This window comes from Planococcus sp. A6, assembly GCF_028823615.1.
GTDB lineage: Bacteria > Bacillota > Bacilli > Bacillales_A > Planococcaceae > Planococcus.
In genome coordinates, this window is sequence record NZ_JAPEHT010000041.1 from 1 (window position 1) to 25,460 (window position 25,460).

At 49.1% G+C, this 25,460-nt stretch carries 22 protein-coding genes and 1 pseudogene; 19 read left to right on the top strand and 4 right to left on the bottom strand.

Features of this window, described 5'->3' with window-relative positions:
• Positions 1–21: 21 nt before the first annotated feature.
• Positions 22–723, bottom strand: coding sequence for a FadR/GntR family transcriptional regulator (locus ON064_RS07955; RefSeq protein WP_274624341.1), 702 nt, complete (start codon positions 721–723; stop codon positions 22–24).
• Between the two features lie 191 nt (positions 724–914).
• Here ON064_RS07955 and ON064_RS07960 point away from each other — a divergent pair, with 191 nt between their 5' ends.
• Positions 915–2,318, top strand: coding sequence for an FAD-binding oxidoreductase (locus ON064_RS07960; RefSeq protein WP_274624342.1), 1,404 nt, complete (start codon positions 915–917; stop codon positions 2,316–2,318).
• Positions 2,315–3,289 (top strand): bile acid:sodium symporter family protein, encoded by a 975-nt coding sequence (locus ON064_RS07965; protein WP_274624343.1) that lies wholly within the window; start codon positions 2,315–2,317, stop codon positions 3,287–3,289. The genes ON064_RS07960 and ON064_RS07965 overlap by 4 nt, the downstream gene beginning before the upstream one ends.
• Positions 3,290–3,381: 92 nt before the next feature.
• On the opposite strand, the gene arr is transcribed toward ON064_RS07965, so the two are convergent.
• On the bottom strand, positions 3,382–3,798 hold the full coding sequence (gene arr / locus ON064_RS07970; protein ID WP_274624344.1) for an NAD(+)--rifampin ADP-ribosyltransferase: 417 nt from the start codon (positions 3,796–3,798) through the stop codon (positions 3,382–3,384).
• A gap of 179 nt (positions 3,799–3,977) precedes the next feature.
• Here arr and ON064_RS07975 point away from each other — a divergent pair, with 179 nt between their 5' ends.
• The 5 genes and pseudogenes from ON064_RS07975 to ON064_RS07995 all read left to right on the top strand — a co-directional run bounded on the left by ON064_RS07975 (position 3,978) and on the right by ON064_RS07995 (position 8,232).
• The gene (locus tag ON064_RS07975; RefSeq protein WP_274624345.1) at positions 3,978–4,925 is read left to right on the top strand and encodes a sugar-binding transcriptional regulator; all 948 of its coding nucleotides are present in this window, start codon (positions 3,978–3,980) and stop codon (positions 4,923–4,925) included.
• A 21-nt stretch (positions 4,926–4,946) separates the two neighbouring features.
• A pseudogene (locus tag ON064_RS07980) lies at positions 4,947–5,902 on the top strand (Gfo/Idh/MocA family protein).
• A gap of 48 nt (positions 5,903–5,950) precedes the next feature.
• On the top strand, positions 5,951–6,472 hold the full coding sequence (locus ON064_RS07985) for a VOC family protein (RefSeq protein WP_274624346.1): 522 nt from the start codon (positions 5,951–5,953) through the stop codon (positions 6,470–6,472).
• Positions 6,473–6,595: 123 nt separating this feature from the next.
• Positions 6,596–7,582, top strand: coding sequence for an aldo/keto reductase (locus ON064_RS07990; RefSeq protein WP_274624347.1), 987 nt, complete (start codon positions 6,596–6,598; stop codon positions 7,580–7,582).
• Between the two features lie 167 nt (positions 7,583–7,749).
• Positions 7,750–8,232 (top strand): hypothetical protein, encoded by a 483-nt coding sequence (locus ON064_RS07995; protein ID WP_274624348.1) that lies wholly within the window; start codon positions 7,750–7,752, stop codon positions 8,230–8,232.
• 77 nt (positions 8,233–8,309) lie between these two features.
• Here the strand turns inward: ON064_RS07995 and ON064_RS08000 are convergent, their stop codons facing one another.
• A complete protein-coding gene (locus ON064_RS08000) occupies positions 8,310–9,002 on the bottom strand; it encodes an AIM24 family protein (protein WP_101805334.1) in 693 nt (230 codons plus the stop codon).
• Between the two features lie 167 nt (positions 9,003–9,169).
• Here ON064_RS08000 and ON064_RS08005 point away from each other — a divergent pair, with 167 nt between their 5' ends.
• Complete coding sequence (locus tag ON064_RS08005) at positions 9,170–9,745, top strand: TetR/AcrR family transcriptional regulator (RefSeq protein WP_274624349.1); 576 nt, start codon at positions 9,170–9,172, stop codon at positions 9,743–9,745.
• Between the two features lie 76 nt (positions 9,746–9,821).
• On the top strand, positions 9,822–12,971 hold the full coding sequence (locus tag ON064_RS08010) for a bifunctional cytochrome P450/NADPH--P450 reductase (protein WP_274624350.1): 3,150 nt from the start codon (positions 9,822–9,824) through the stop codon (positions 12,969–12,971).
• Between the two features lie 92 nt (positions 12,972–13,063).
• Here the strand turns inward: ON064_RS08010 and ON064_RS08015 are convergent, their stop codons facing one another.
• On the bottom strand, positions 13,064–13,828 hold the full coding sequence (locus ON064_RS08015; RefSeq protein WP_274624351.1) for an SDR family NAD(P)-dependent oxidoreductase: 765 nt from the start codon (positions 13,826–13,828) through the stop codon (positions 13,064–13,066).
• A 129-nt stretch (positions 13,829–13,957) separates the two neighbouring features.
• Between ON064_RS08015 and ON064_RS08020 the strand changes: the two genes are divergently transcribed.
• From ON064_RS08020 to ON064_RS08065, 10 genes are all read left to right on the top strand, one after another.
• Complete coding sequence (locus ON064_RS08020; RefSeq protein WP_274624352.1) at positions 13,958–14,635, top strand: response regulator transcription factor; 678 nt, start codon at positions 13,958–13,960, stop codon at positions 14,633–14,635.
• A gap of 70 nt (positions 14,636–14,705) precedes the next feature.
• Positions 14,706–15,485: an aspartate dehydrogenase gene (gene nadX, locus ON064_RS08025; protein WP_274624353.1), complete on the top strand. Its 780-nt coding sequence runs from the start codon at positions 14,706–14,708 to the stop codon at positions 15,483–15,485.
• Positions 15,486–15,896: 411 nt separating this feature from the next.
• The gene (locus ON064_RS08030) at positions 15,897–16,550 is read left to right on the top strand and encodes an ABC transporter permease (protein ID WP_274624354.1); all 654 of its coding nucleotides are present in this window, start codon (positions 15,897–15,899) and stop codon (positions 16,548–16,550) included.
• An 18-nt stretch (positions 16,551–16,568) separates the two neighbouring features.
• Entirely contained in the window at positions 16,569–17,561 is a 993-nt protein-coding gene (locus tag ON064_RS08035; RefSeq protein WP_274624355.1) for an ABC transporter ATP-binding protein, read from the top strand.
• Between the two features lie 4 nt (positions 17,562–17,565).
• Positions 17,566–18,303, top strand: a complete 738-nt coding sequence (locus ON064_RS08040; protein ID WP_274624356.1) for an ABC transporter permease — start codon at positions 17,566–17,568, stop codon at positions 18,301–18,303.
• 22 nt (positions 18,304–18,325) lie between these two features.
• On the top strand, positions 18,326–19,225 hold the full coding sequence (locus tag ON064_RS08045) for a glycine betaine ABC transporter substrate-binding protein (RefSeq protein WP_274624357.1): 900 nt from the start codon (positions 18,326–18,328) through the stop codon (positions 19,223–19,225).
• Positions 19,226–19,364: 139 nt separating this feature from the next.
• Entirely contained in the window at positions 19,365–20,249 is an 885-nt protein-coding gene (locus ON064_RS08050; RefSeq protein ID WP_274624358.1) for a proline iminopeptidase-family hydrolase, read from the top strand.
• Positions 20,250–20,352: 103 nt separating this feature from the next.
• Complete coding sequence (locus tag ON064_RS08055) at positions 20,353–21,033, top strand: protein kinase family protein (RefSeq protein WP_274624359.1); 681 nt, start codon at positions 20,353–20,355, stop codon at positions 21,031–21,033.
• 175 nt (positions 21,034–21,208) lie between these two features.
• The gene (locus ON064_RS08060; protein ID WP_274624360.1) at positions 21,209–22,894 is read left to right on the top strand and encodes a peptide ABC transporter substrate-binding protein; all 1,686 of its coding nucleotides are present in this window, start codon (positions 21,209–21,211) and stop codon (positions 22,892–22,894) included.
• A gap of 298 nt (positions 22,895–23,192) precedes the next feature.
• The gene (locus ON064_RS08065) at positions 23,193–25,280 is read left to right on the top strand and encodes a GAF domain-containing sensor histidine kinase (RefSeq protein WP_274624361.1); all 2,088 of its coding nucleotides are present in this window, start codon (positions 23,193–23,195) and stop codon (positions 25,278–25,280) included.
• Positions 25,281–25,460: the final 180 nt, after the last annotated feature.

Sequence of the window (25,460 nt, forward strand, 5' to 3'; positions counted from 1 at the left end):
CGTTTTTTGTTTTAAACGAATTCATGTCGAACGATCTAATTCCGAACGGATGCGAGAGATATGCTCGCTCATCAATTGCTTGGCCAATTCGCTATTGCCGCTTTCAATCGCCAAATAGATTTCTTCATGTTCATTGTACGTATCCTGATGGCGCTCGGCGTCGGTAAAGCGGTGGCGTCGTGTGGCACGGATATTTTCTTCCAGCCGCTTCGCAAGTGTTTCCATCAAGTCGATCAGTAATTGATTTTTGGTGGCATTGGCGACTTGCAGGTGGAAATCCACATCAGCCTGGACGCCGAGTTCGGGATCGTTCGCTGCCAAAGCCATGTGCCCGAGCACTTCGCGGATCGCCAGCAAGTTCTCAGGCGTCGCCCGCTGCGCTGCGAGCGAGGCAGCTTCGACTTCGAAAGCGCGCCTGAGCTCGAGCATGTCGTCGATATATTGGATCTCCGCCGCATCGATGCGGGTGCCGAGTTCATTGCCGAGCATATCGTGCTTCGTCTCAGAGAGAAAGCTGCCGCCGCCTTGCCGAATTTCAAGAAAGCCTTTGCTCTCCAGGCCTTTCAACGCTTCTCGGACGGAATTGCGGCTGACACCAAACAAACTCGCCAAATCCCGCTCGGAAGGGAGACGGCCGCCAGGAGGCACATTGTTCTCCAAGCACAGCGTTTGGATTTGTTCGACGACTAATTCATAGGTGCGTTTTTTCGGATTCAATAACACGGTACTCTCTCCCTGCTGACTTGTTTTTTGCGTTCTCTTTTCATCATACCGAAAGAAATGCAAAATGTCTGAAAATACACATTGTACTTTTCAGATTATTATGTATAATTGGTTTAATTGGTAGGACCAATTTATAAAAACATAAAATATCCCTACTTCACACGTGATTATGCGTAAAGGAGAGAAACGAAATGGCAATTCCTCATCAGGAGAAAATCCTGCACAATTTGGCAGAGTTTCTGACAAGCGAACAAATCAGCATCAACGAGACGATCAAGGAACTACACGGCAAGGATGAATCCTATCATGCCATGCAATTGCCGGACATCGTCGTGTTTCCGGAAACGGCGGAGCAAGTATCGAAAGTCATGAAGTTGTCCCAGCAATACGCGATTCCGATTGTGCCGTTTGGCCTCGGATCGAGCCTTGAAGGCCATGTCATCCCGGAACAGGGCGGCATCACTGTCGATTTTTCCTTGATGAATAAAGTGCTGAATGTCGATGCGGAAGATTTCCTCGTCACGGTCCAGCCCGGAGTCACACGGACGCAGTTGAATAAGGAATTGAAGAAATACGGATTGTTTTTCAGTGTCGACCCTGGAGCGGACGCGACGCTTGGCGGCATGGCGGCGACCAATGCGAGCGGCACGACTTCCGTTAAATACGGCGTCATGCGTGACCAGGTGCGCGACCTTGAAGTGGTCATGGCGGACGGCACCATTATCCATACCGGCAACAAAGCGGCGAAGTCGTCTTCAGGGCTTCATTTGAACGGCTTGTTCGTCGGCTCTGAAGGAACGCTCGGCTGCTTTACGGAAATGACCTTGAAAGTGTACGGCATCCCAGAATTCGTTACGGCAGCGCGCGCTTCATTTCCGAGTGTGAAAGATGCGGTCGAAGCGGTCGTCTCGATCTTGCAAGCCGGCATTCCGATTGCCCGCGTCGAACTGGTCGATGAGCAGTCGATGACGCAAGTCAATGAATACAATGATACCGCTTACCTCGAGAAGCCGACTTTGTTCTTGGAGTTCCATGGCAACGAAGCAGGTCTTAAGCAAGACGTGGAGTTTATGGAAGAAATCGTCCAGGGGCATGCGTGCGAAGAAATTGCCTTTGAGACCGACACCGCAGCGCGCAATCTATTATGGGAAGCGCGCCATACTTTGGCCTATGCCTATATCCACGGCTATCCCGGCAAAAAGATGATGGTGACGGACGTTTGCCTGCCGATTTCAGAACTCGCAGGCGCAGTCGGCCATGCACGGGAAAACCTGCAGGCACTCGGGCTTCCGGGCGGCGTCGTCGGCCATGTCGGCGACGGCAATTTCCATGCGCTCATCATGATGAATATGGAAGATCCTGATGAAGTGGCGCGTGCGCAGGAGTTTAACGGGCGCATCGTCGAGTACGCGCTCGAACGCGGCGGCACGTGCACAGGCGAACACGGCGTCGGGCTCGGCAAACAGAAATACCAACAGCAAGAACACGGAGCGACGCTTGAGGTCATGGAGAAAATCAAATGGGCGCTGGACCCGAACAATCTATTGAATCCCGGCAAAAACATTAAAGTGGGGACAAAGGAGACGATCAAATGAAAGTATTGCAATCATTGAGTGCCATCGCTGGAAAATATTTTGCTGTGTGGGTCATCCTGGCTGCCTTGCTGGCGTCGTTTGTCGGATTCGGCGCCTATATTACGATCCTGCTCGGCGTCGTCATGTTCGGGATGGGCTTGACGCTTAAGCCGGTGGATTTCAAAATCATCGCTAAAAGCCCGCTGCCGGTATTTGTCGGCGTGGCCGCGCAGTTTCTCGTCATGCCGCTCGCGGCGTTTGCCATCGCCTATGTCTTGAATTTGCCGCCTGAACTTGCGGCGGGTCTCGTGCTTCTCGGCTGTGTGCCGGGCGGGACGGCATCGAACGTCATGGTCTATCTGGCAAAAGGCAATTTGGCTTTGTCGGTTGCGATGACTTCCTTGTCGACTTTGATGGCGCCGATCATGACACCGCTCTTGTTGCTATTGCTTGCAGGGCAGTGGCTGCCGGTCGACCCTGTCTCGATGTTCACATCCATCATTCAAGTGATTATCCTCCCGATTGCCCTCGGGATCTTAATCCAGCGAATCTTCCCGGCAGCGGTTGCCAAAAGCATCTCGGTCGTGCCGCTCATTTCGGTGGCAGCGATCCTCATCATCGTCTCGGCTGTCACTGCAGCCAATGCGCAAAACGTCATCAGCTCCGGATTCATTGTTTTCCTGGCGGTATTCTTGCATAACGGCTTCGGCTTGATGCTCGGTTATGTGATCGCGATGCTCATGGGCCTCAGCGAAACGGACCGCCGTGCGATTTCACTTGAAGTCGGCATGCAGAACTCAGGCCTCGGTGTTGCTCTTGCCACCGCCCACTTTAGCCCGCTCGCTGCGCTGCCAAGCGTATGGGGAGCGATCTGGCACAATATATCCGGTCCGATTTTGGCGACGATCTGGTCGAAAAAACCAGCCGCTGCGCCTAATAAGGAAAATCCGGAACTCGCCGCGCGGGTTAAACCGGCGGTAGATTCCGACTAAATAACGCATACGAAAAATCGCCACAGACCTGGCTCCGCTTGTTCGTCGTAATGGACAAGCTGTGCCATTGCATCTGTGGCGATTTTTTGGTTTTAATCGATGATGATTGCTTTGCCTTGTTCGCGAAGTGATGTTAGCGAATCGAGCATATGCTGGATCTGTTCATCGCTATGGCGTTCCCAGGAAGCGAGTTCTGCCACGACCTTCAAAGGCTCTTTGGAACGATATGAACGTGTCGGGTTTCCAGGAAAACGCTTGTCGGTCAGGTTCGGATCGTTTTCGAATGGACCTGTCGGCTCGACGACGTATATCCGCTCCGGCAAATCCGAGACAGCTAGTTCCGCGCCCCATTTCGCAGCTTCAAGCGTTGCTGTGAAATAGATGTAATTGGATCTCTTATCCTGGAAATTAGAAGGCTTGTGCGCTTCCAGCAAATCTCCAACCACCAATTGTGCTTTCGTTCCGTGGAAGAAGGGACCGGTGTCTAATGCAGCAGAATAGTTGTCCATAGCGTTTTTCCTCCTAAGCGTTTTTCTTGAGTATAAGCTATTTTGACAGGCATATCCGAAAAAATTCGATTGATGAATTTAAAATTAAATGTAGTGAGCAGAATCATTTGAACATTTAAAATAGTTGTTGTACATTTGTGCATAAAGTTGTACATTTGTTCAAAGGAGGCGAGATTCAAATGACAGATGAGTTAAAGATGCTGTACCAAGTCGCTCAAATGTATTACGAAGATAATTTAACTCAAGGGCAAATTGCCTCGGAACTAGAGATTAACCGGGTGACGGTCAGTCGCATGTTGAAGAAAATCCGTGAAAAGGGCATTGTCCAAATTCACATCAATTATGATGTCTATCAGAATTCAGGATTAGCCCATAAGTTGAAGGAAGCCTATCAACTTCAAGACGTGGTGATTGTACCCGATTGGCCAGGCCAAGCTGAGGAGAATCAACTGAAAGAGCTGGGCCAAGCTGGTGCCAAGTATTTGGCTGAACGTGTGAAGCCGGAAGGTATAGTCGGATTTTCATGGGGAACAGCTCTTGCGGCTACGGTGGAAGCATTGGATTCGAGCACTTCAATGGAAAATGTGATGTGCGTGCCGTTGATCGGTGGGCCTGATGGGGAAATGGAAAGCCGCTATCATGCAAATAGCATCGTGTATGATGCGGCAAGAAAATGGAAAGGTTTTTCCAAGCTGATCGATGTTCCGGCTATCGTCGAGAGCGCTGACATTAGGAAATCATTGACTGCCAGTGCGCATTTCAAGGAAATTGAAGATCTATGGGAAAGACTGAGCATTGCTGTGGTTGGGATAGGATCGCCGCTTATCAGCGATGGAACCAACTGGCGCGCCTTTTACGGGCCAGCTTTTGAAGGGAAGGGCACTAAACCTGAAGTCGCGGGAGACATTTGCTCTAATTTCTACACGTTTTCAGGAGAAGTCTTAAATACGGAATTGTCCAAACGAACAATTTCAGTCAGTATGCAGCACCTGCAGCAGGCGGAATGTACAATTGGCATCGCTCATTCTTTGCGAAAAAAAGAGGCGATTCGAGTCGCGCTTGAAGCCGGTTTTTTAGACGTATTGGTGACGACCGAACAGACAGCTAAGGAATTGCTGAAGATTTAAGAAACCGAAAGGAGAGAGTAAATGAAATTACTCAATTGGGGATTAATTGGTCCAGGAAGCATTGCTGAAGAATTCGCCGGTGCATTGCAAGAAGCGAATGGCAGTATATTTGGTGTTTGGGGAAGGAATTTGGAGAAAGCCAATGCTTTTGCGGCTCGCTCAAATGTGCAAAATGTTTTCGAAAAACTGGACGACATGCTTCAAGATGAACGGGTAGATGTAGTGTACATTTCAACACCGCATCCGCTGCATTACCAATTTATCAAATCGGCCTTAGAACATGGGAAACATGTGTTATGTGAAAAAACTATCACGATGAATGCGCGGCAATTAGAGGAACTCATTGAGTTGGCGATTGCAAAAGGTGTCGTGTTAGCCGAAGCCATGACCATCTTCTATATGCCGATTTATCAAAAATTGGAGGAAGTCATTCAACAGGGAAAAATCGGTTCAGTGAAAACCATCAATGTGACATTCGGCAGCTGTAAAGAAAATGATCCGCAAAATCGGTTTTAGGCGGCGGGCTATTGGATATTGGCACGTATGCGTTGTCTTTCGCCCGGTTTTTCCTATCTTCTCAACCAGAAGAATTACATACGACAGTCAAGAAGCACGAAACGGGGGTAGATGAACAGTCCGGCATTCTATTGAAAACTGAACAGCAGGAACTGGCAGTCATCAGTCTGGCGATGCGCGCGAAAATGCCGAAGCGTGGGATCGTTGCTGGAGATCTCGGCTTTATTACAGTGGACAACTTTCCCCGGGCAGACCGTGCCACCATTACGTATACAGCCACTGGGGAAGTAGAAACCATTGAGGCAGGCGACAGCTCAAAAGCCCTTCATTATGAAGTCGAAAGAATGACAGAACTAATCGCTCAGCCACAAACTAATTGGGCCATGGAGCTTTCTGTAGATGTGATGCATCTAATGGATAAAACACGCGAAAATTGGAATCTAAGTTACGAGCTTGAATAACAGCTTTTGTACGAACGATTGAAAATTGAACAGAAGGGATGACAGAACATGACAAGAGGAATTGACCATATCGGAATGACTGTACCATCAATCGAGGAGGCCACACGTTTTTTCAAGGAGGCCTTTGAAGCACAGGTTAGTTATGATGTGCAACGGCCAGAACAGCAGCCGATGGGAGGCGAAGAAGTGGAACAACAACTCGATCTGCCTTCGGGTAGGAAAATTGTTCACATGCGGTTGTTGCGCCTTGGCAATGGCCCATCTATCGAACTATTCGAACTGGCAGCGAGCCCAAATCAGCCGGCTGCTGGAATCGCAGACATGGGCTTGCATCACTTTGCCCTATATGTAGATGATATCGAAGAAGCGTCCGAGCGCATTCAGCAAGCTGGAGGAAGCTTGCTTTCGGAACCGCATCCGCTTGCAGGAGTGGAAGATGGGGAAGGGAACCGCGGAGTTTATGGGAAAACGCCTTGGGGAAGTTTGGTGGAGTTGATTGTTTACCCAAGTGGAGTCGATTATCCGGGAGACAGTGAAGCAAAGCGATGGACGCCGGATAAGCATGAATAAAAGGTGCAAAATATGCGTGGTTTCTTGAAGGGCATTTGAATGAAGGATGCCGGGTATTGCCGTTTACCTTATGGATTAGCGGGTAGACTGTTAAGATAATACTTTTAGAAGAGGTGTTCACGAATGAAAAATGATGTGACAATCAAACATAAACTCGGCCTTGGCACAGCGCCGCTCGGCAACATGTTCCGTGACGTGCCGGAAGACGAAGCGATGGCAACCATCGAGTCGGCCTGGAACGAAGGCATCCGCTATTTCGACACGGCGCCATTTTACGGGGCTGGGCTTGCAGAACTGCGGCTCGGCGAGATTTTGCCTTCCTACAACCGCGATGAATACTTGCTGAGCTCGAAAGTCGGCCGCATCGTATTGGACGAAGAAGAGGAAAAAGAAGGGCTGTTCGAATTCGGCCGCAAAAATAAAATCCAGACCGATTACACGGAATCGGGCACGCTGCGTTCGATCGAAGACAGCTTGAAACGCTTGAAAACAGACCGCTTGGATATGGTCTATGTGCACGATATCTCACCGGACTTTCTTGGCGATGAATGGGTCACGAAGTTCGATGAAGCACGAACTGGGGCTTTTAAAGTGCTTGACCGCTTAAGAGACGAAGGTGTCATCAAAGCATGGGGCCTTGGCGTCAATACGACCACGCCGATTGAAGTCGCACTGGAACTGGAAGAAGCACATCCTGATTTGAGCTTGTCCGCGACGCAGTATACTTTGCTGCAACATGAACGCGCACTTGAGCGCATGATGCCGCTTGCCGAGAAAACAGAAGGCGGTCTCGTCATCGGCTCGGCATTCAATTCAGGAGCTCTGCTCGGCGGTGATCATTTCGATTATGCAGAAATCACGCCAGAAATCAAACAGCGGGTGGCACGTTTCAATGAAGTTGCCCAAAATCACGGCGTGCATTTGAAAGATGCCGCGCTGCAATTTTCGACCGCTCATCCAGCGGTCAAAGCGGTTGTCACCGGTTCCACACGCCCAGACCGCATCAAGGAAGACTTGGCTGCACTGACAGCTGACATCCCGTCTGCTTTCTGGGACGAACTCGTCGACAAAGGGCTCGTGTCCCCGAAAGCTGTATTGCCGAAAAAATGATAATAGAGAACGACAAAAGGTTCCGGTCTGCTGGCCGGAACCTTTTGTTATAGATGAAAAAGCAGTTTGAGTAAAAAACGCATTTGTTGCTGGATTTATTTATCTTTAATTTTACAAATCTGCTATTTGCTATAATATGGACTAATGACAAGAACTGGAGGATTAACATGAAAGCTTCGGCTGCATTATCGATAACGGCATCTTTACTGATCGTCATCGCCACCTTGGCTGGCTGTGGTACTGTCGGGGAAAGCCCGGAAACTCTCGCGATTGAACATCGCGGGGAATACGAGGGCGTCCTCGTTTCAAGCACCTATACTTCGGACAAAACTGCCGGCTATGAAGAAACGTTCATCGAAGGGCCGGAAAAAGCCGATGAACTGATCGACCGTTTGAATGGAGAAGAGCTGATTCAAGCGAGTGAAGCGGAACTGCAAGAAAGGGCCGATCTGCTCGAGCAGCCTGGCAGCTACCGGATGATGCTTTACAATATGCCAGCAGCTGACCGCATGGACGATCATATGTATTTGATTCACTTTTACAAAGACGGAACGATTCAACTGGATCAAGAAGGCGTCACGTATTTCCTTTATAATCCTCCAGAGGATTTGCTTTCGCAATTGAAACAACAATGGAATATCGGCTTTTAGCATAAACTAAACTGCCCCGCGATGATTAGAACAAAGTCTAATCGCCGCGGGGCAGTAGTTATTAGGTAATCTGTCTATTAGCCCTGCGGCGCGTGATAAATTTCCTCGAATGGCTGGACGACGACAAAGCCATTTCCGGAGAATTTCATCTGCACGGATTCGCCACTGCCTCTGCCGAAAAAGCTTTTCAACTGCACGTCGGTGACGAAATCCGGTTCCAAATTGCCTGACCAAGCGACAGTCGCATTTGGATCGGTGAACACCGGCGTATCCGGCGTGACGAGCAAAGTGAGCGGCTCGTAATGGGAGGTGAACGCGACTAAGCCGTGTCCTTCTAAGCGGACATTGAACAGCCCGCCTGCCATCATGCCGGCGACGCGGCGCATCAATTTGATGTCCCAGTCGAGCCCGTCCTGAAACGCAAGCAAGTCGTTGCCGTTGATGAAGATGCTTTCGCCTTCAAGATCTAAAATGGTGATTTTCTTGCCGCTGTCCGCGACGTAGAGTTTGCCTTGGCCGTTCGCTTTCATCAACTGGGCGCCTTCTCCGCTGAGCGCTTTTTTGACGAATTTCCCGAGTCCGTGCTCGAGCATGCCTTCGCGCTCGAATTTGATATTGCCTTCATAGGAAATCATCGAGCCCGCTTTAGCCCATACTTGGCCATTCAAGTTCACTTCGAGCAGGCGGTCGGTTTCAAGCTCGAAAAAATCGCGCGCGCTTTCTTCCTGTTTGGTTTGCTGAACAAATTGCTTGATGGAATACTTCGACATGAACGATTCCTCCTTTAACTGGATACTATGCTATACGGACAGGCAGCGAAATCGTTTCATTTTGGTAACATGAACTTTCGGGTTAATCGTTGATTTTCAGCAATGGAAGGAGTAAACTGTCGGAGAATGAATGTTCATTCCGCAACAGAGGGAGGAGTTTTTTCCAGATGCCGACATCCACTACTAAACGAGATGATATTCTCGACAGCGCGCTGACTTTGTTCGCCGAACGCGGCTTTGATGCAACGACTATTCCGATGATCGCGAACGATGCCAAAGTCGGTGCGGGGACGATTTACCGTTATTTCGCCAATAAAGAAGTGCTGGTCAACACCTTGTTCCAGCATTACGTCACCTTGTTCAAGGAGGCGCTAGAGAAAGACTATCCTGAAGGAACGGGCATTCGTGAGCAATTCCATCATTTATTCCAAGGGATGATCCGCTTTACGAACGAGCATGACCATGCTTTGTATTTCATTAAGACCCATACATCCGCCTATTTTCTGGACGCCGAAAGCCGGGAGCAATTCGGCCATTTGCTGATGATCCTCGAAAATTTCTTCGAGGCAGGAAAACAGCAAGGGCAAATCCGCGAGCTTCCGTCCAAGGCGCTCATCGCCATTATCTTCGGCGGCTTTTTGCAACTCTATCAATTGATCCGCGTAGGGGAACTTGAAGCCTCAGCGGAACTACTGGCAGGAGTCGAAGAAAGCTGCTGGGATGCTGTGCGTCATCATGCGTGATGATGCCAGTTTTTTTCTCATTTTATAGGAATGAATATTCATTCCGTTTTTAATTTTACAGAAGAGGTGCTAATCCATGATTGAAATGAAAAACCTTCCACAACCGAAATCCTACGGCCCGCTTGGCAATTTGCCATTGATCGATAAAGAAAAGCCGGTGCAATCGTTCATGAAGCAAGCGCGTGAACTTGGGCCGATCTATCAATTCCATTTCCCGGGACGTGCCAGCACGTTTGTTTCGAGTGCGGAACTGGCCGCGGAAATCTGTGACGAGACGCGCTTTGATAAAAAGATCGGGCCGGCTCTCCAGAAAGTCCGCGCATTCGGTGGAGACGGCTTGTTCACGAGCGGAACCGAAGAGCCGAACTGGAAAAAAGCTCATAATATCCTATTGCCGAGCTTTAGCCAGCAGGCGATGAAAGGCTATCACGAGAAAATGATCGATCTCGCGTCGCAATTGGTGCAGAAATGGGCACGTCTCAATCCGAACGAAGAAATCGATGTGCCGGATGATATGACACGGTTGACGCTCGATACGATCGGCTTGTGCGGGTTCAATTACCGCTTCAACAGCTTTTACCGCGAGGATTCCCATCCGTTCATCGAGAAGATGGTCCGAGCCTTGGATGAATCGATGAGCCAAACGCAGCGTCTCGGTATCCAGGACAAATTGATGGTGCGCTCGAAGCAGCAATTCAAGGAAGACATCGATTATATGTTCAATCTGGTCGACCAATTGATCGCAGAACGCAAGGAAGCGGGAGACCAGGGTGAAGATGATTTACTGGCTCATATGCTGAAAGGGAAAGACCCTGAAACTGGTGAATCCTTGGATGATGAGAACATCCGCTTCCAAATCATCACGTTCTTGATTGCGGGGCACGAAACGACGAGCGGCTTGTTGTCGTTCGCGATCCAGTATCTCTTGAAGAATCCAGACAAATTGCATAAAGCCTATGCCGAAGTGGACGAAGTGCTTGGTGATGCGACGCCTTCATTCAAGCAAGTAAAGCAATTGAAATACGTGCGCATGATCTTGAACGAAGCGCTGCGCCTATGGCCGACCGCGCCGGCATTTTCCGTTTATGCGAAAGAAGATACGACGCTTGCCGGCAAGTATGAAGTCGAAAAAGGCGAAGCGTTCACTTTACTCATTCCGGAACTCCATCGCGATAAGAGCGTTTGGGGAGAAGACGCAGAAAGTTTTCGGCCGGAGCGTTTTGAAGACATTTCGAAAATCCCGCACCATGCGTACAAACCGTTCGGCAACGGACAACGTGCTTGTATCGGCCAACAATTCGCGCTTCACGAAGCGGTGCTCGTGCTCGGCATGGTGCTGCAGCATTTCGAATTGATCGACCATAGCGATTACCAACTTGAAGTGAAAGAAACCTTGACCTTCAAACCAGACGGATTAACGATGAAAGTGAAGCCGAGACGAAAAGTGCAGATGTTCCACGCGCCAGCAGTTGAAGAACCAGAACAGGCGCCGGCAGCCGAGCAAGCCATCGATTCACACGGCACACCGCTATTGGTGCTATACGGATCCAACCTCGGGACAGCACAAGGCGTCGCCCGGGAGCTCTCGGAAACGGCACGCTTTGAAGGCTTTGAGTCACAAGTGGCTGCGCTCGATGACTATGCCGGCAACTTGCCAACACAAGGAGCGGTCGTCATCGTATCGGCTTCCTATAATGGCAACCCGCCGGACAATGCGGTGCGCTTTATGGAGTGGCTAGCAACCGCTGATTCCACGGAAGGCGTCACATACAGCGTCTTCGGCTGCGGCGACCGCAACTGGGCCACGACCTATCAGCGCGTGCCGAGCATCATCGATGAACAACTGTCGGCAGTAGGCGCCACGCAGCTCATCGGTCGCGGCGAAGGCGATGCCAGCGAAGATTTCGACGGGGAGCTAGAAAAATGGCAGCAAGCCCTATGGCCGGCACTTGCCGAACGTTTCGGGCTCGACTTGGAAACGAACGCACAATCCACCAACCAGCTGTCGATGGAATTCATCAGCGGCGTCAGCCATACCCCGTCAGCGCGTGCATATGATGCGTTCACTGCAGTAGTTGGTGGCAATGACGAGTTATTGAAGACAGCGGAACGCAGCACACGCCATATCGAGATTCAGTTGCCTGAAGGGGCGGCGTATCAAGAAGGCGACCATCTTGGCGTGCTGCCGGAGAATTCCAAGGAATTGGTGGGCCGTGTATTGGCGCGTTTCGGCTTGAAAGGTGAAGAGCATGTAGTTCTGGAAGGAAGCTCTGGACGCGCGAACCATTTGCCGACCGGCCAGCCAGTCCAGCTCGAACAATTGCTCGCAAGCTACGTGGAATTACAGGAACCAGCAACGCGCGCGCAACTCCGCGAACTCGCGAAAAGCAATCCGTGCCCGCCGCATAAACAGGAGCTTGAACAATTGGTGGAAGACGAGACGTATAAACGGGAAGTGCTCGCGAAGCGTTTAACGATGCTTGAATTGCTGGAACGCTTTATGTCATGCGAGATGGAATTTGAGCACTTTTTGGCTTTATTGCCGGCATTGAAAGCCCGCTACTACTCGATCTCCAGTTCGCCGCGTGTCTCATCCAGCAAAGCGAGCATCACGGTCAGTGTCGTGAAAGGAGCGGCTTGGAGCGGCACAGGAGAATATGAAGGCGTCGCTTCCAATTATTTGGCGAAGCGCGAGGCGGGAGATAAAATCGCTTGCTTTATCCGCACGCCTCAAACTGCTTTCCAATTGCCGGAAAACCCGGAAACGCCTCTGGTCATGGTCGGCCCAGGAACCGGCATCGCACCTTTCCGCGGCTTTATCCAAGCACGAAAAGTGTTGAAAGAACAAGGAGTGCAACTCGGCGCCGCCCAGCTGTATTTCGGCTGCCGCCATGCACAAGAGGATTTCTTATATGAAGAAGAATTGAAGCAAGCCGAGCATCTTGGCTTGATCGAGTTGCATAGTGCCTTCTCGAGACAACAGCAAGAGAAAGTCTATGTGCAGCACTTGATGGAACAAAACGCACAGGAAATTCTTGTGCTGTTGGAACAGGGCGGACATCTGTATATTTGCGGAGATGGCGGCAAGATGGCGCCAGCCGTGGAGCAAAGCTTGATCCGCAGCTATCAGGAAGTGAGAGGCGTGACGCATGAACAAGCGTTGGTGTGGCTCGGGGAACTTGAACAATCCGGCCGTTTTGCGAAAGACGTTTGGTCGGCTTCGTAAAAGGTGGATAATCAGCTTGTAAAAATCAGTAACTGAAATAGAGCCCAAGGGAAACGGCTGTTTCCCTTGGGCTCTATTCGTTTATATCCATATCAATCTGCTTGCATGCCACCGTCGACATTGTAAATGGAACCGGTGACAAAAGAGGATTTATCGGAAGCCAAGAACAACACGATTTGTGCGACTTCCATCGGTGTCCCGAAGCGGCCGACCGGGATGCCTTGCCGGATGGCTGCCGCGGCCGCTTCCGGATCGTCCGGGGAAATGTTGCTTTGGATGGCGGTCAGCATTTGGGTATCGATGGCTGCCGGTGCGACTGCATTGACACGTATGCCTTGTGCGGCTGTTTCCAAAGCAGCCGTTTTTGTCAGTCCGACGACTGCGTGTTTGGAAGCGATATACCCGGGCATTCCAGGGGAGCCGATATAAGCCGCATTCGATGCTGTGTTGATGATGCTGCCGAATCCCTGTTTCTCCATTTGCTGGATCACGTGCTTAAGCCCCAGGAAAACGCCTGTGACATTGATGTCCATGATGCTCTCGAAATGTTCCTTCTCCAAGTCTTTGATCATTTTATGGGGACCGTTGATGCCAGCGTTATTGAAGAAGACATCGATGCGGCCAAAAGCATCTACGGTCTCCTGCACATAATTTGCCACATCGCTTTCTTCGGTGACATTTGCTTGAATGACTTTGACTTGCTCTTCGTCGGCTTCTAGCAAGTCTTTCGTTTTATCCAGGGCTTCCTGGTTAATATCGACAAGGACGACGCGATCGCCCTGTTCCAAAAAGGCCTTCGCTGTATCCATGCCGATTCCGCCTGCGCCGCCTGTAATTAGCACTACTTTTTCTGTCATGATGATTCCTCCTTGAATAATCTGGTGATTAATGGGAATATTCTATCAATTATTAATGTTACAATAATGAATAACTTAGGCATATTCCCTTTTTAGCAGGAAGTGCCTCCTTCGAAAGGATGAGTGAAGATGGCCCTTGCGGATCAAACTGAGATATTGAAGCCAGGAAGCAATCAGGAACAGTCCATGGTCGAAATGCTTAAAGTCTTTGTGAATCAATGCCAAATGGCGGAAGCTTATTTTTTTCGTTACTCGATTATCGGATTTTTGGGTGAAGGAATTATTTCATTGGAACAAGGAAAGATCAGGCACATCCCGGAATTGCGCTATGACATCCGCAGCCTGCCGACGATTGAAGCTGCTCTTCTGGAACGCAAGGCGAAATATTATGAAGGCCAGGAGATTTTCGAGAAGACTAGCAGCAATTACATCATCGATTCCACTGTCCGGTCATTTCTCGTGATGCCCGTCTTCACCGGAACTACTGTGCATGGCTTCATTTACGGCATCAATCAGGAAACCGTATGCTCACCGGAATTATTGGATCACATGACGAAGTTTGGTGAACAAGCAGGCAAAATTTTGTGCTCGTTTTCAATATCCCAAAGCCATGCGTTATTGAGCACGCGAGAATGGGAAGTCATGAGGGAAATCGCTTGGGGAGCGGCGACAAAAGAAATCGCTGGGCGCCTGGACATCAGCGAGGCTACGGTCAAGCAGTATGTTAAGCAAGCTGTGAAAAAGCTTGGCGTTTCCAATCGCACGCATGCAGTAGCGGAGTTGATGAGAAGGGGCGCGATCTTTTAATTTGGTTTCAATTGGAGGAATGCTTCGTGCAATTTCTTAGGAAAACCATCTACCTTAGGGAGGGGCTAGTATGAACATTGGCATTATCGGAACCGGCAATATCGCCACTTACTTGCTCGAACAAGTGAATGAAAACCGCATGGCAGATGGGCGGATTTCCGCGGTGTTCGGCCGCAATGTAGAGGCGGGGAGGCGTTTGAAAGAACGTTTTGGCATGGACTTTTATACGGATCTTCAAGATTTCCTATCGGGACCCATCGATACGGTCGTAGAAGCTGTGACAGTGGATGCGGCAAGGCTGTTTTTGAAACAAGTGGCCGAACATAAAAAAGACCTCATTGTCAGCAGCATCGGCGTGTTCAAAGACTTCGAGTTCCTGGATGAACTGACCGGATTAGCCGATGCGAACAACACGAAGATCTATCTGCCGTCGGGCGCAATTGGCGGTTTGGATGTGTTGCAGTCAGCAAGGGCGCTCGGTGGATTGGAATCTGTTCGACTTACGACGCGGAAATCGCCTATGTCACTCGGGATAGAGACGGACCATGAACAAGTGCTGTTTGACGGAACGGCGTTTGATGCGGTCGGGGAATTCCCGAGGAACATCAATGTGGCTTTGGTGCTTGCGATTGCAGGCATCGGGGTGCACGAGACGAAGGTGCGAATCATTGTCGATCCGGAAATTGAACGCAATACACATACGATTGAAGCACAAGGGGATTTCGGCAAGATGCACCTGCAAGTCGAAAACAACCCGATGGCAGCGAACCCGAAAACGAGTTTGCTGGCGGCACTCAGCATTCTGTCGGTGCTCCAGAATAAAGGCAAGGCATTGAGGATTGGGAGCTGAATCGGAACGAGAAAATGCTATACTTTCAAAAATAAAAAAAGCCAGCTTTTGATCGAGAATCAATGAGCCGGCTTGTTTTTTAAATGAACAGAGAGCGAAAAAACAAATTAATTTCTTTGAGAAATAAGGAGAGTGAATCGATTTTCAGCTGTCCGCTTGTCCGCTTCGATTTTAGCTAATCTCGATAAATACCATAGAAATCATTTTATTAGAAAAATACATGTTATGCTTATAAGGGACGAAAAGGCTAGTAGGGAGGATGTTTTGTATTTCCCTGCGCTTCGTGGCGTCCTTTTGCACTGTGCAATTGAGGCAGCCATAAGGATTGGGCGTGTCTGGATAGATTAAATTACAGTCAGCGCCGAATCGCCATTACAGTCATTTTTTCTATTAAAGAAGGGAGGTGTTTCAATGGGAAATTGGGCCAGGTTTCTTGAGGTGAACGCTCCTCGCATTCTAGAGTTGACGATTGACCATGCTGTGCTCGTCTCGTTAGCCATTGTTGTGGCGCTATTGATCGGAATTCCACTCGGCATTTACTTAACTACGAACCAATACCTTGCAGACACAGTTCTTCAAATCGCTTCCATTACATTAACCATTCCGAGTATCGCACTCTTCGGGGTAATGATTCCGATCTTCTCCCTGATCAACCAGGGCATCGGCTTTGTGCCGGCTTTTGTGGCGTTGGTGCTGTATTCACAATTGCCGATCATCCGCAATACGTATACCGGCATCAAAAACGTCAATCCTGAAATGCGCGACGCGGCAATCGGCATGGGCATGAAAACGCATCAGCGCCTGTTGCGTGTCGAAATCCCCAATGCCTTGCCGGTCATCATGGCCGGTGTCCGTACGGCGGTGGTCATGAATATCGGAATCGCTGTTATCGCAGCTTATATCGGCGCGGGCGGTCTCGGCGTCCTCATTACACAAGGCATCAGCAGGAACGACAATTATCTGATCATCAGCGGATCCATCGCGGTGGCGATATTGGCGATCATTGCGGATTCCATCCTACTACTGATTCAAAAACGCTTTACGAAAAAAGCAATAGCGGAGTAACTGCAGAGAGGTGAGTCTATGATTTCATTTAATCACGTAACAAAAAGCTATGGAGAAGAGATAACGGCGATCGATGACGTCGACTTCACAGTGGAACAAGGAAAAATCGTCGTGTTGCTCGGGCCATCTGGCTGCGGGAAAACGACGCTGCTTCGAATGGTTAACCAGCTTGAGACCATCACAAAAGGTGAAATCGTCATCAATGGGGAAAACTCGAAAGATTTGGATCCCATTGAGTTGAGAAGAAAGATCGGTTACGTCATCCAGAGCAACGGCTTGTTCCCGAACATGACGATTGAAGAAAATGTCATGCTCGTACCGGACCTGTTGGGCTGGAGTAAAAAAGACAAACGCGAGCGCTTCAGTTATTTGATGAAGCTGATTGGCTTGGATGCCAAAGATTACGGAAAACGCTACCCTCATGAACTATCAGGCGGCCAGCAACAGCGCATCGGCGTTGTCCGTGCGCTTGCGGCCGATCCGCCGGTCATGCTGATGGATGAACCGTTCGGTGCACTTGACCCGATCATTCGCGACAAGATCCAAGAAGAATTCCTGCAAATCCAGCGCGAAGTGAAGAAAACGATTCTGTTTGTCAGCCATGACATCGATGAAGCGATCAAGATGGCGGATAAAATCGTGCTGCTGCGCGACGGCAAAATCATGCAATTCGATACGCCTTCCGAAATGCTGGCGCATCCGAAAAATGAATTCGTTTCCCAGTTTTTCGGGAAAGACCGCGCCATTAAAGGTTTAAGCTTGCACACAGTGCAAAATTTGCGTGAAGTGATCGGGCTTGGCCCAGTCGACGAAGCAATACAAGATACAAAAACGATCCATGTCCACCAAGATCTGCGCAACACTTTGTCGATGCTATTGAACCAGGAAGCGGATCAAGTCATCGTCAAAGACGAGCAGGATGAAAACATCGGGACGATTACCATCGACATGGTCCAGAAATATTTACATTACGAAATAAAAGGGAAGATGTCCGCCTCCCAGGAAGGGTGATCCGGTGAAACGTAAAAAATTGATAGGCAATATTGTCAGATATGCGCTTTATGCAGCGGTCGCCGCATTTTTCATTTGGGCGATCTCCAACAGTTATTTTGACTATATTTTTAGCCAATCGGAAACATTTTTGGTGTTATTAAGACAGCACATAGTACTTGTGTTGGTTTCCTCGCTGCTCGCTATTTTAATCGCAGTGCCGGCCGGTATTCTCATCACACGGCCAAAATTCAAGAAAGCGGAGTGGGTGTTCTCCAATATCGCAAACTTAGGTCAAACGATTCCGAGCCTCGCCGTTCTTGCCTTGATGATCAGTATTTTGGGCATCGGATTCCAGACCGCAGTGTTTGCGCTGTTCATTTATTCGATCCTGCCGATTTTCAGAAACACCGTGGCCGGCATCGACTCGATTGATAAGAACATGATCGATGCGGCCAAAGGAATGGGCATGAAACCGCACCAGATCCTGTTCCGCATCGAACTTCCCAATTCGGCTTACTCGATCCTTGCAGGTATCCGCACGGCTGTCGTCTTGAATATCGGGACAGCGGCTCTTGCCTATGTGGTCGGGGCGGGCGGCCTTGGCGTATGGATCTTCACCGGCATCAATCTGTTTGATAACGGATTCCTCATTTCAGGGGCGATTCCGGTGACCTTGTTAGCGATTCTCGCTGATTACATCCTGCGCAAAGTGGAATATATCGTCGTGCCAAAAGGGTCAAGGCGCATTGAGAAAGCTTAGCGAATAGGAGGTATCGGAATTTGTGATTAAATCACTCAAACTTATTCCTCTGCTGGTCATTATGCTGATCTTGTCCGCCTGTTCAGGCGTAACAGGAAAAGAAGTGACAGTCGGGGGCAAAAACTTTACAGAACAATATATCTTGTCTGAGATGACGGCTTTCTTGTTAGTGGAAGAAGGATTCAAAGTCAATCAAATGAACAATCTCGGCAGCAGTGTGGTCCGTTCCGCACTCGAAAACGGCCAAGTGGACCTGATGTGGGAATACACGGGAACGGCGCTCATTACGTATATGGGCGAAGAATCCATCGCGGACCCTGAAGCTGCGTTCCAAAAGGTCAAAGAACTCGACAGCGAAAACGGCATCCACTGGATGAATATGTCGGAAGTCAATAACACCTATGCGCTCGCCATGACAAGCGAACGGTCGGAAGAGCTCGGGATCGAATCGATCAGCGACCTCGCCGATTATATCAATGACAATCCAGGGGAGCTGTCGATGGCGGCTGATGCTGAATTCGCCAACCGTTCCGATGGCTTGCCGGGTGTTGAAGAAACTTACGGCTTTGAATTCGGTTCCGGCCAAGTCAACCAGATGGATATCGGGTTGACGCAGCGTTCGCTCGACAACGGCCAAGTCGATGTCTCAGTAGCTTTTGAAACGGATGCGACGATCAGAAGTTATGACCTCGTCGTTTTAGAAGACGATGAACAGTTTTTCCCGCCATACCGTGCAGCCGTGTCGATTAATCAGGAAGTGTTGGATGAATATCCTGAAATTGAAGAAATTACGGCGCGTTTGGCCAATAGCCTGAACAGCGACATCATGAGAGAGCTCAATTACTACGTGGATGTCGAAGGACAGAGCGTTTCAGTCGTTGCTTATGATTGGCTTGTGGAAAATGGTTTTCTGGAAGAATAAATTCCAACAGTAAGATGAAGCTGCAGCCGCCATTCCGAAAAGGGATGGCGGTTTTTCTTATAGGTGTGTGAAAATAAAGGGAATCATGCTTAAATGGAGAACTGCTTGTTAACGGTCAAAAAAGGAGGCGCAAGCATTTATGGAACATGTCAAAGAAGGGTTCATTCCCGTGACTGGGGGCAAGGTATGGTACCGCATCACAGGCAAAGGGCCTGGTATTCCGCTTTTGCTGTTGCACGGCGGACCGGGAATGAAAAGCAGTGATAGCGACCCGCTGCAACAACTAGGGACAGAGCGTCCGGTCATCCAATACGACCAGTTGGGCTGCGGAAAATCGGAGCGGCCGGAAGATGCGTCTCTTTGGACAGTGGACCGCTACGTCGAAGAACTTGGGCAAGTGATCCAAGCGCTCGAACTGGAAGAAATTCATCTTCTAGGCCATTCTTGGGGGACGATGCTCGCTGCGTCCTATCTGTTTACGAAACCAGGCGGCGTGCGCAGCGTCATATTCTCGGGGCCTGCACTCGATGCACAGCGCTGGGAGCGGGATCAGCGCGCTTATTTGAAGCAATTCCCGGAGCAGGTGCAAAAGACGATCGAGGAGAGCGAAAGCCGAGGAACGACCGATTCAGACGACTACGAAGAAGCGATGATGCAGTATTACAAAACCCATATGTGCCGTGTCGATCCTTGGCCAGACGAGTTCTCGAATGATCTCGATCAACTGAACTCGAATGTCTATAATTATATGTGGGGAGCGTCGGAATTCACGGTCACAGGCACCTTGAAGCATTTCGACGCGACAGAGTGCTTGCGGGAAATCGATATCCCAGCCTTATTTACTTGCGGCCGGTATGATGAAGCGACACCTGAAGCGACAGAACAGTATGCGAGCCTCGTGCCGGATGCGGAATTTTACGTATTCGAAAACAGCTCGCACATGCCAGGAATTGAAGAACCGGATGCTTATATTGAAACCGTTCGTGAATGGGTCAATCGCCAGGAAATGAAACCGGGTGCGTAAAAGGATTAATTGTGAAACAGATGCTATGATAATAACGAACCGGGACTATTGCGGTTCGTTATTTTAATAGAAGAAAGTTTTACTGACCAGAGGAGAGATGGGCATGAATGAAGATCAATGGCAACTGGCGGCGCAAGCTTTGTCGGCTGTCACCGTGACAGCGCATCCTGATAATGAACCTGTGACAATCGTGGGAATGGCAGATAGCTTCCGCTGCATCGGCGTCGGGACGGATGCGGCCGTGTTCCAATCCGAAAACTTCCCCGAATATGCATTCAAGGTATACGCAGAAGGCAAAAAGGATAAGCTCGAAGCTGAGGCACAAGTATATGAACAAATCGGCCAATCTGTTTATTTCTCGACTTGCTATGGAAGAAATGAGCGCATGCTTGTGCTGAAATTTGAACAAGGTCCAACTTTATTCGACTGCCTGCTGCAAGGTATTTATGTGCCTGAACAGGCCATCGTGGATGTGGAAAAAGCGCGCGACTATATTCGTGAAATCGGCTTGAATCCCCGGGATATCCATTTGAAAAACATCATTTTGCAGGACGGGCGCGCAAAGCTGCTCGATGTGTCCGAATACATCAAGCCCGGCAATGATTTCCGCTGGGAGCATTTGAAAAAAGCGTATCAGGAGTATTACCCGATCATCGACGGCAAACCGGTGCCATTCTGGCTGCTCGACACCATCCGCAAATGGTACCACCATTGGAACCGCTATTCTGCCTCGTTTGAAGAATTCATGCGTATTGTATCCAAGCAACTAAACTACCGCAAATAATCTTAGCGAACAACAGGGTTTCCGTCTCTTGGAAATCCTGTTGTTTTTTTGAAATAAATAACTGATAATAACAACTCTATTAAATTCAAAATTTTATATATTTTTCAAGAAAATTATTATTTGTATATAATAGGAGGGGAAATGAACTAGAGCAATAGACTTAGGAGGCTTCATAATGATTAAACGAAATAAAGCTTGGGCTTTGGTGATGACGGCCAGTTTGGCTGCGATGCTTACAGCTTGCGGCGGGGATCAGGAAACGACATCTGAAACGGAAAGTGAAGCTGGGCATGGAGAAATGGATAGCGTCCAGGAACTGCGCTTAACGACAGGGTCTGGAATTCCGACCATGGATTCCGTGTTGGCGGACGATGCGGTATCGTTCACCATGTTGAACAATGCCGGCGAAGGGCTTTATCGCCTAGATCAACAGAATACGGCCACACCGGCGATGGCTTCGGCCGAGCCTGAAATCAGCGAAGACGGCTTGACCTATACATTCAAGCTGCGCGATGCAAACTGGTCTGACGGCACGCCTGTGACTGCGCATGATTTTGTCTTTGCATGGCAGCGCGCAGCCGATCCAGAAACAGGCTCCACTTACGGGCCATATATGATGGCGGGAACGATCAAAAATGCCGCGGCGATTGCAGAAGGCAAGCTGGACAAGTCGGAACTCGGCATTGCTGCAAAAGACGACCAGACGCTGGTCGTGTCACTCGAACGCCCGATTCCTTATTTCTTGTCATTAATGGCATTCGGCACATTTTATCCGCAAAATGAAGCTTACGTGACAGAGCACGGAGAAGATTATGCCATGGACTCGTCCAAACTGATATCGAACGGGCCGTTCATTTTGGCGAACTGGGATGCAACTGCAGCATCGTGGGAGCTGGAGAAAAACCCCGAATATTGGGATGCGGAAACGGTGAAATTAGATAAGGTCGAATTTAATATCGTTCCGGATCCAGGGACTGGCGTTAATTTATATGAGACAGGAGAAGCGGATCGTGCCGGCTTGGCTGGCGAATTTGCGATGCAATACGCAGAGGATGAAGAGGTTGTGCGCGTCTTGAAGCCATCGGTCTATTATTTGCAGTTCAACCAGGAGCGCGAAGGCGAACCGACGCCGCTTGCGAACCCGAAATTACGCAAAGCTTTGGCGCTGTCGTTCAATAAACAGGATTTGGCTGATGTGGTCCTTGCCAACGGATCGATTCCGGCAGATTTCTTGGTCCCGACAGAATTTACGTTCGATGCAAACAATGAAGATTTCCGACAAGTCAATGGGGATATGATGGAATTCAATGCTGAGGAAGCGAAAGCCTTATGGGCAGAAGGCTTGAAGGAAGAAGGGCTGACGGAAGTGAGCTTGGAGTACTTGAGCGGTGATACGGAACTTTCCAAAAAAATCGATGCCTATATGAAAGACCAGATGGAAGGCAATCTGGAAGGCTTGACTCTTGAGATGAGCCAAGTGCCATTCAATGTCTTGCTCGATAAGAACGAAGCACAGGATTACGATATCCAAAGCACAGGGTGGGGCCCGGATTTCCAGGACCCGATTACATTCCTTGATTTATTTGCGACGGACTCCACTCAAAACACGATGGCGTATTCCAATGAACAAGTGGATGAATTGCTTGAACAGGCGAACGGCGAACTTGCATTGAAGCCGCAAGAGCGCTGGCAGGCACTGGCGGAAGTCGAGAAAATTCTCGTGGAAGAAGATGCAGCCATCGCCAATATGTATCAGTTTGGCAGCATGGCGCTGCAAAAACCGTATGTGCATGATGTCATCACGCATCCGTTCACGGGCGATTTCAGCTATAAATGGGCGTATATCGCAGGAAGAGAATAATAAAAAGGAGGACGGCGGCTGCCATCCTCCTTTTTTAGTTTGTCGAGAAAGCTTTCACCTTCTAATCGGCATTCATTTCAAGGCAGGCTAGTTCCCAAGCAAGTGGAATTGACTTTAGGTATTCATTATTTAAAAGGGGAAAAATTACAATAAACATTTATTAACAAATAAAACGGTTGTAACTAAATCTATATAGTAATATTGTAGACAGGTGAAGAGAGTAATCCGGAAAGAAATTTTTAATAGATATTGGTAGATGGAATCCAACGATCAGTTGGGGGAAATGGAGAGTTATTGTATGGTGAATGATCAATCGCGGTATTCGAGGCTTGCGAACATCACACGCATTGTTAATATGAAACTGGATTTGCATGAAGTTCTGCAGCAAGTCACAACGGCAATTTCGGAGGAAATTGTCCAGTGCGATTCTGTAGGGATCTTTTTGCCGGAAGGCGACGGCACTTACCGTGGTTTTGCGGGAAAACCGGAGATGATGAGCGGCGTAACACTGCAATCGCAAATTATCGATCCGCAAACTGACCCGCTGGCAGCTGAATTAATAGAAAAGAGAAAAACCATCTACATAGCGGATACGTCTACAGATAATCGGCCGGATTTGACGCCGGTGGGAGCCTTCCGAATCAATTCCTTATTGGCGCTGCCGATTTCCTCTGAAAAGGAATTCATTGGCATGGTGTTCCTGTTCAATTACGGCATACCGATGAATTTAACGCCATCAGAGATTGAAAGCGTCGAAGCTTACGTAAACATGGCAGCCGTTGCGATCCAAAACGCGAAAGCCCTCAATCAAAAGGAGAAGTTGTTGACGGAAAAGCAACTATTGCTCGACCTCACCCGTGAATTGTCTTTCTGTCCGACGATTCGGGCAAGCTTGAACGTGTGCTTCGATTATTTGAAACGGGCGTTTGGCACCGGGGATTTTGCCGCACATATCATCAAGCCGCCGAGCGCGAAAGGCAGCACGCCAATTAGGTTTCACGCAGCGGGTGAAGTGTCCGAACAGGACTGGCATGAACATCTTGCCAAAAAGGGCTTAACCGATAATTATGAAGAGCTGATCAAGCGAGCTCTATCAAAGAAAGAGCCAATCCGGGCCGATATGGGTGGTCGCGGGGAACTGCTGCTTCTTCCAATAGTTTCCATGGGAAAAGTGCATGGCATCGTTTCTGCGTCATGTACTTGTGTGGGGCTGAAAAAGGCTATTGATTTGCAGGTTTCGTTCGCGCAATCCATTATCGATGCCACTGCCCCGGTGTTTTCGAATTTATTGTATATGGATCAATTGGAAGGCATGGTCGAAGAGCGGACGCGTGAGTTGTATGCTGCGAACAAACGGGTCAACAGCGTGATTGAAAGTATCACGGATGGCTTTTTTGTGCTCAATAAAGACTGGGAATACACCTATGTGAACAAGCATCATTTTTTTCCGGGAGGGAAAAAAGTGGAGGAAGTGCTTGGCAAGAACATTTGGGAGGTGTTTCCGCAAACTGTGGCAACCATTACCTATACCGAGTTCCATCGAGCCATGAATGACCGGGTGACAGTCCGCTTTGAAACTCAATCCGACGTGCATGATTTTTGGTTTGAAATTACCGCCTATCCGTTTGATGACGGCATATGCTGTATGTTGAAAGACATCAAAGAGAAAAAGAAATACGAAAAAGAATTGAAAAGGCTCGCCAATATGGATCTGATCGGCCAGATGGCAGCAGGGATCAGCCACGAAATCCGCAATCCGATGACGACGGTGCGCGGTTTCCTGCAATTGATGTTAAGCAACGAGCAATTAGAGCCGCATGCCTCCCATTTCAATTTGATGATCGGTGAATTGGACCGGGCGAATGCCATCATCACTGAATTTCTATCGGTCGGCAATACGCAGACTTCCGATATGAAAATGATGAGCTTGAATACCATTCTCGAGGACATTTCCCCGTTGATCAAAATCGATACGTCCAATCAGAACAAACAAATCCGCATTTACACACAGGAAGTGCCGGAATTGTTGTTGAATCATAATGAAATCCGGCAATTGATTATCAATTTATATCGCAACGGGCTTGAAGCGATGGGTGAAGGGCAGACTCTGACCATCGGCACCTATCCGGAAAACGAAAACTTCGTGGTGCTGGCAGTTCAGGATCAGGGCAGCGGCATCGATCCTGCCATCATCGAAAAAATCGGCACACCTTTCTATACGACAAAAGACGAAGGCACGGGCCTTGGGCTGGGTATCTGTTACGCTGTGGCAGCTCGCCATAATGCGACGATCACTATCGAGACAGGACCTGAAGGCACCATCTTTTTCACGAAGTTTCCGGTCGAACAGGAGCCGGATGGAAAGCTTCCAGCTCTTCGCGACTGACTTCACCCCTCCATAAAGAAAATTCTTCATACAAAGCAAGGGGAGTCTCCAGGCTGTCGAGAAAGCTCGGCAGCTTTTTTGCGCGCCATTCCAGCCGGGCACGATCCGCTTTTGTTCATAACATCAAGAAGGACATGTGTTTCTCAATAGATGCGAAAAGGAGGATGGCAGCTGCCATCC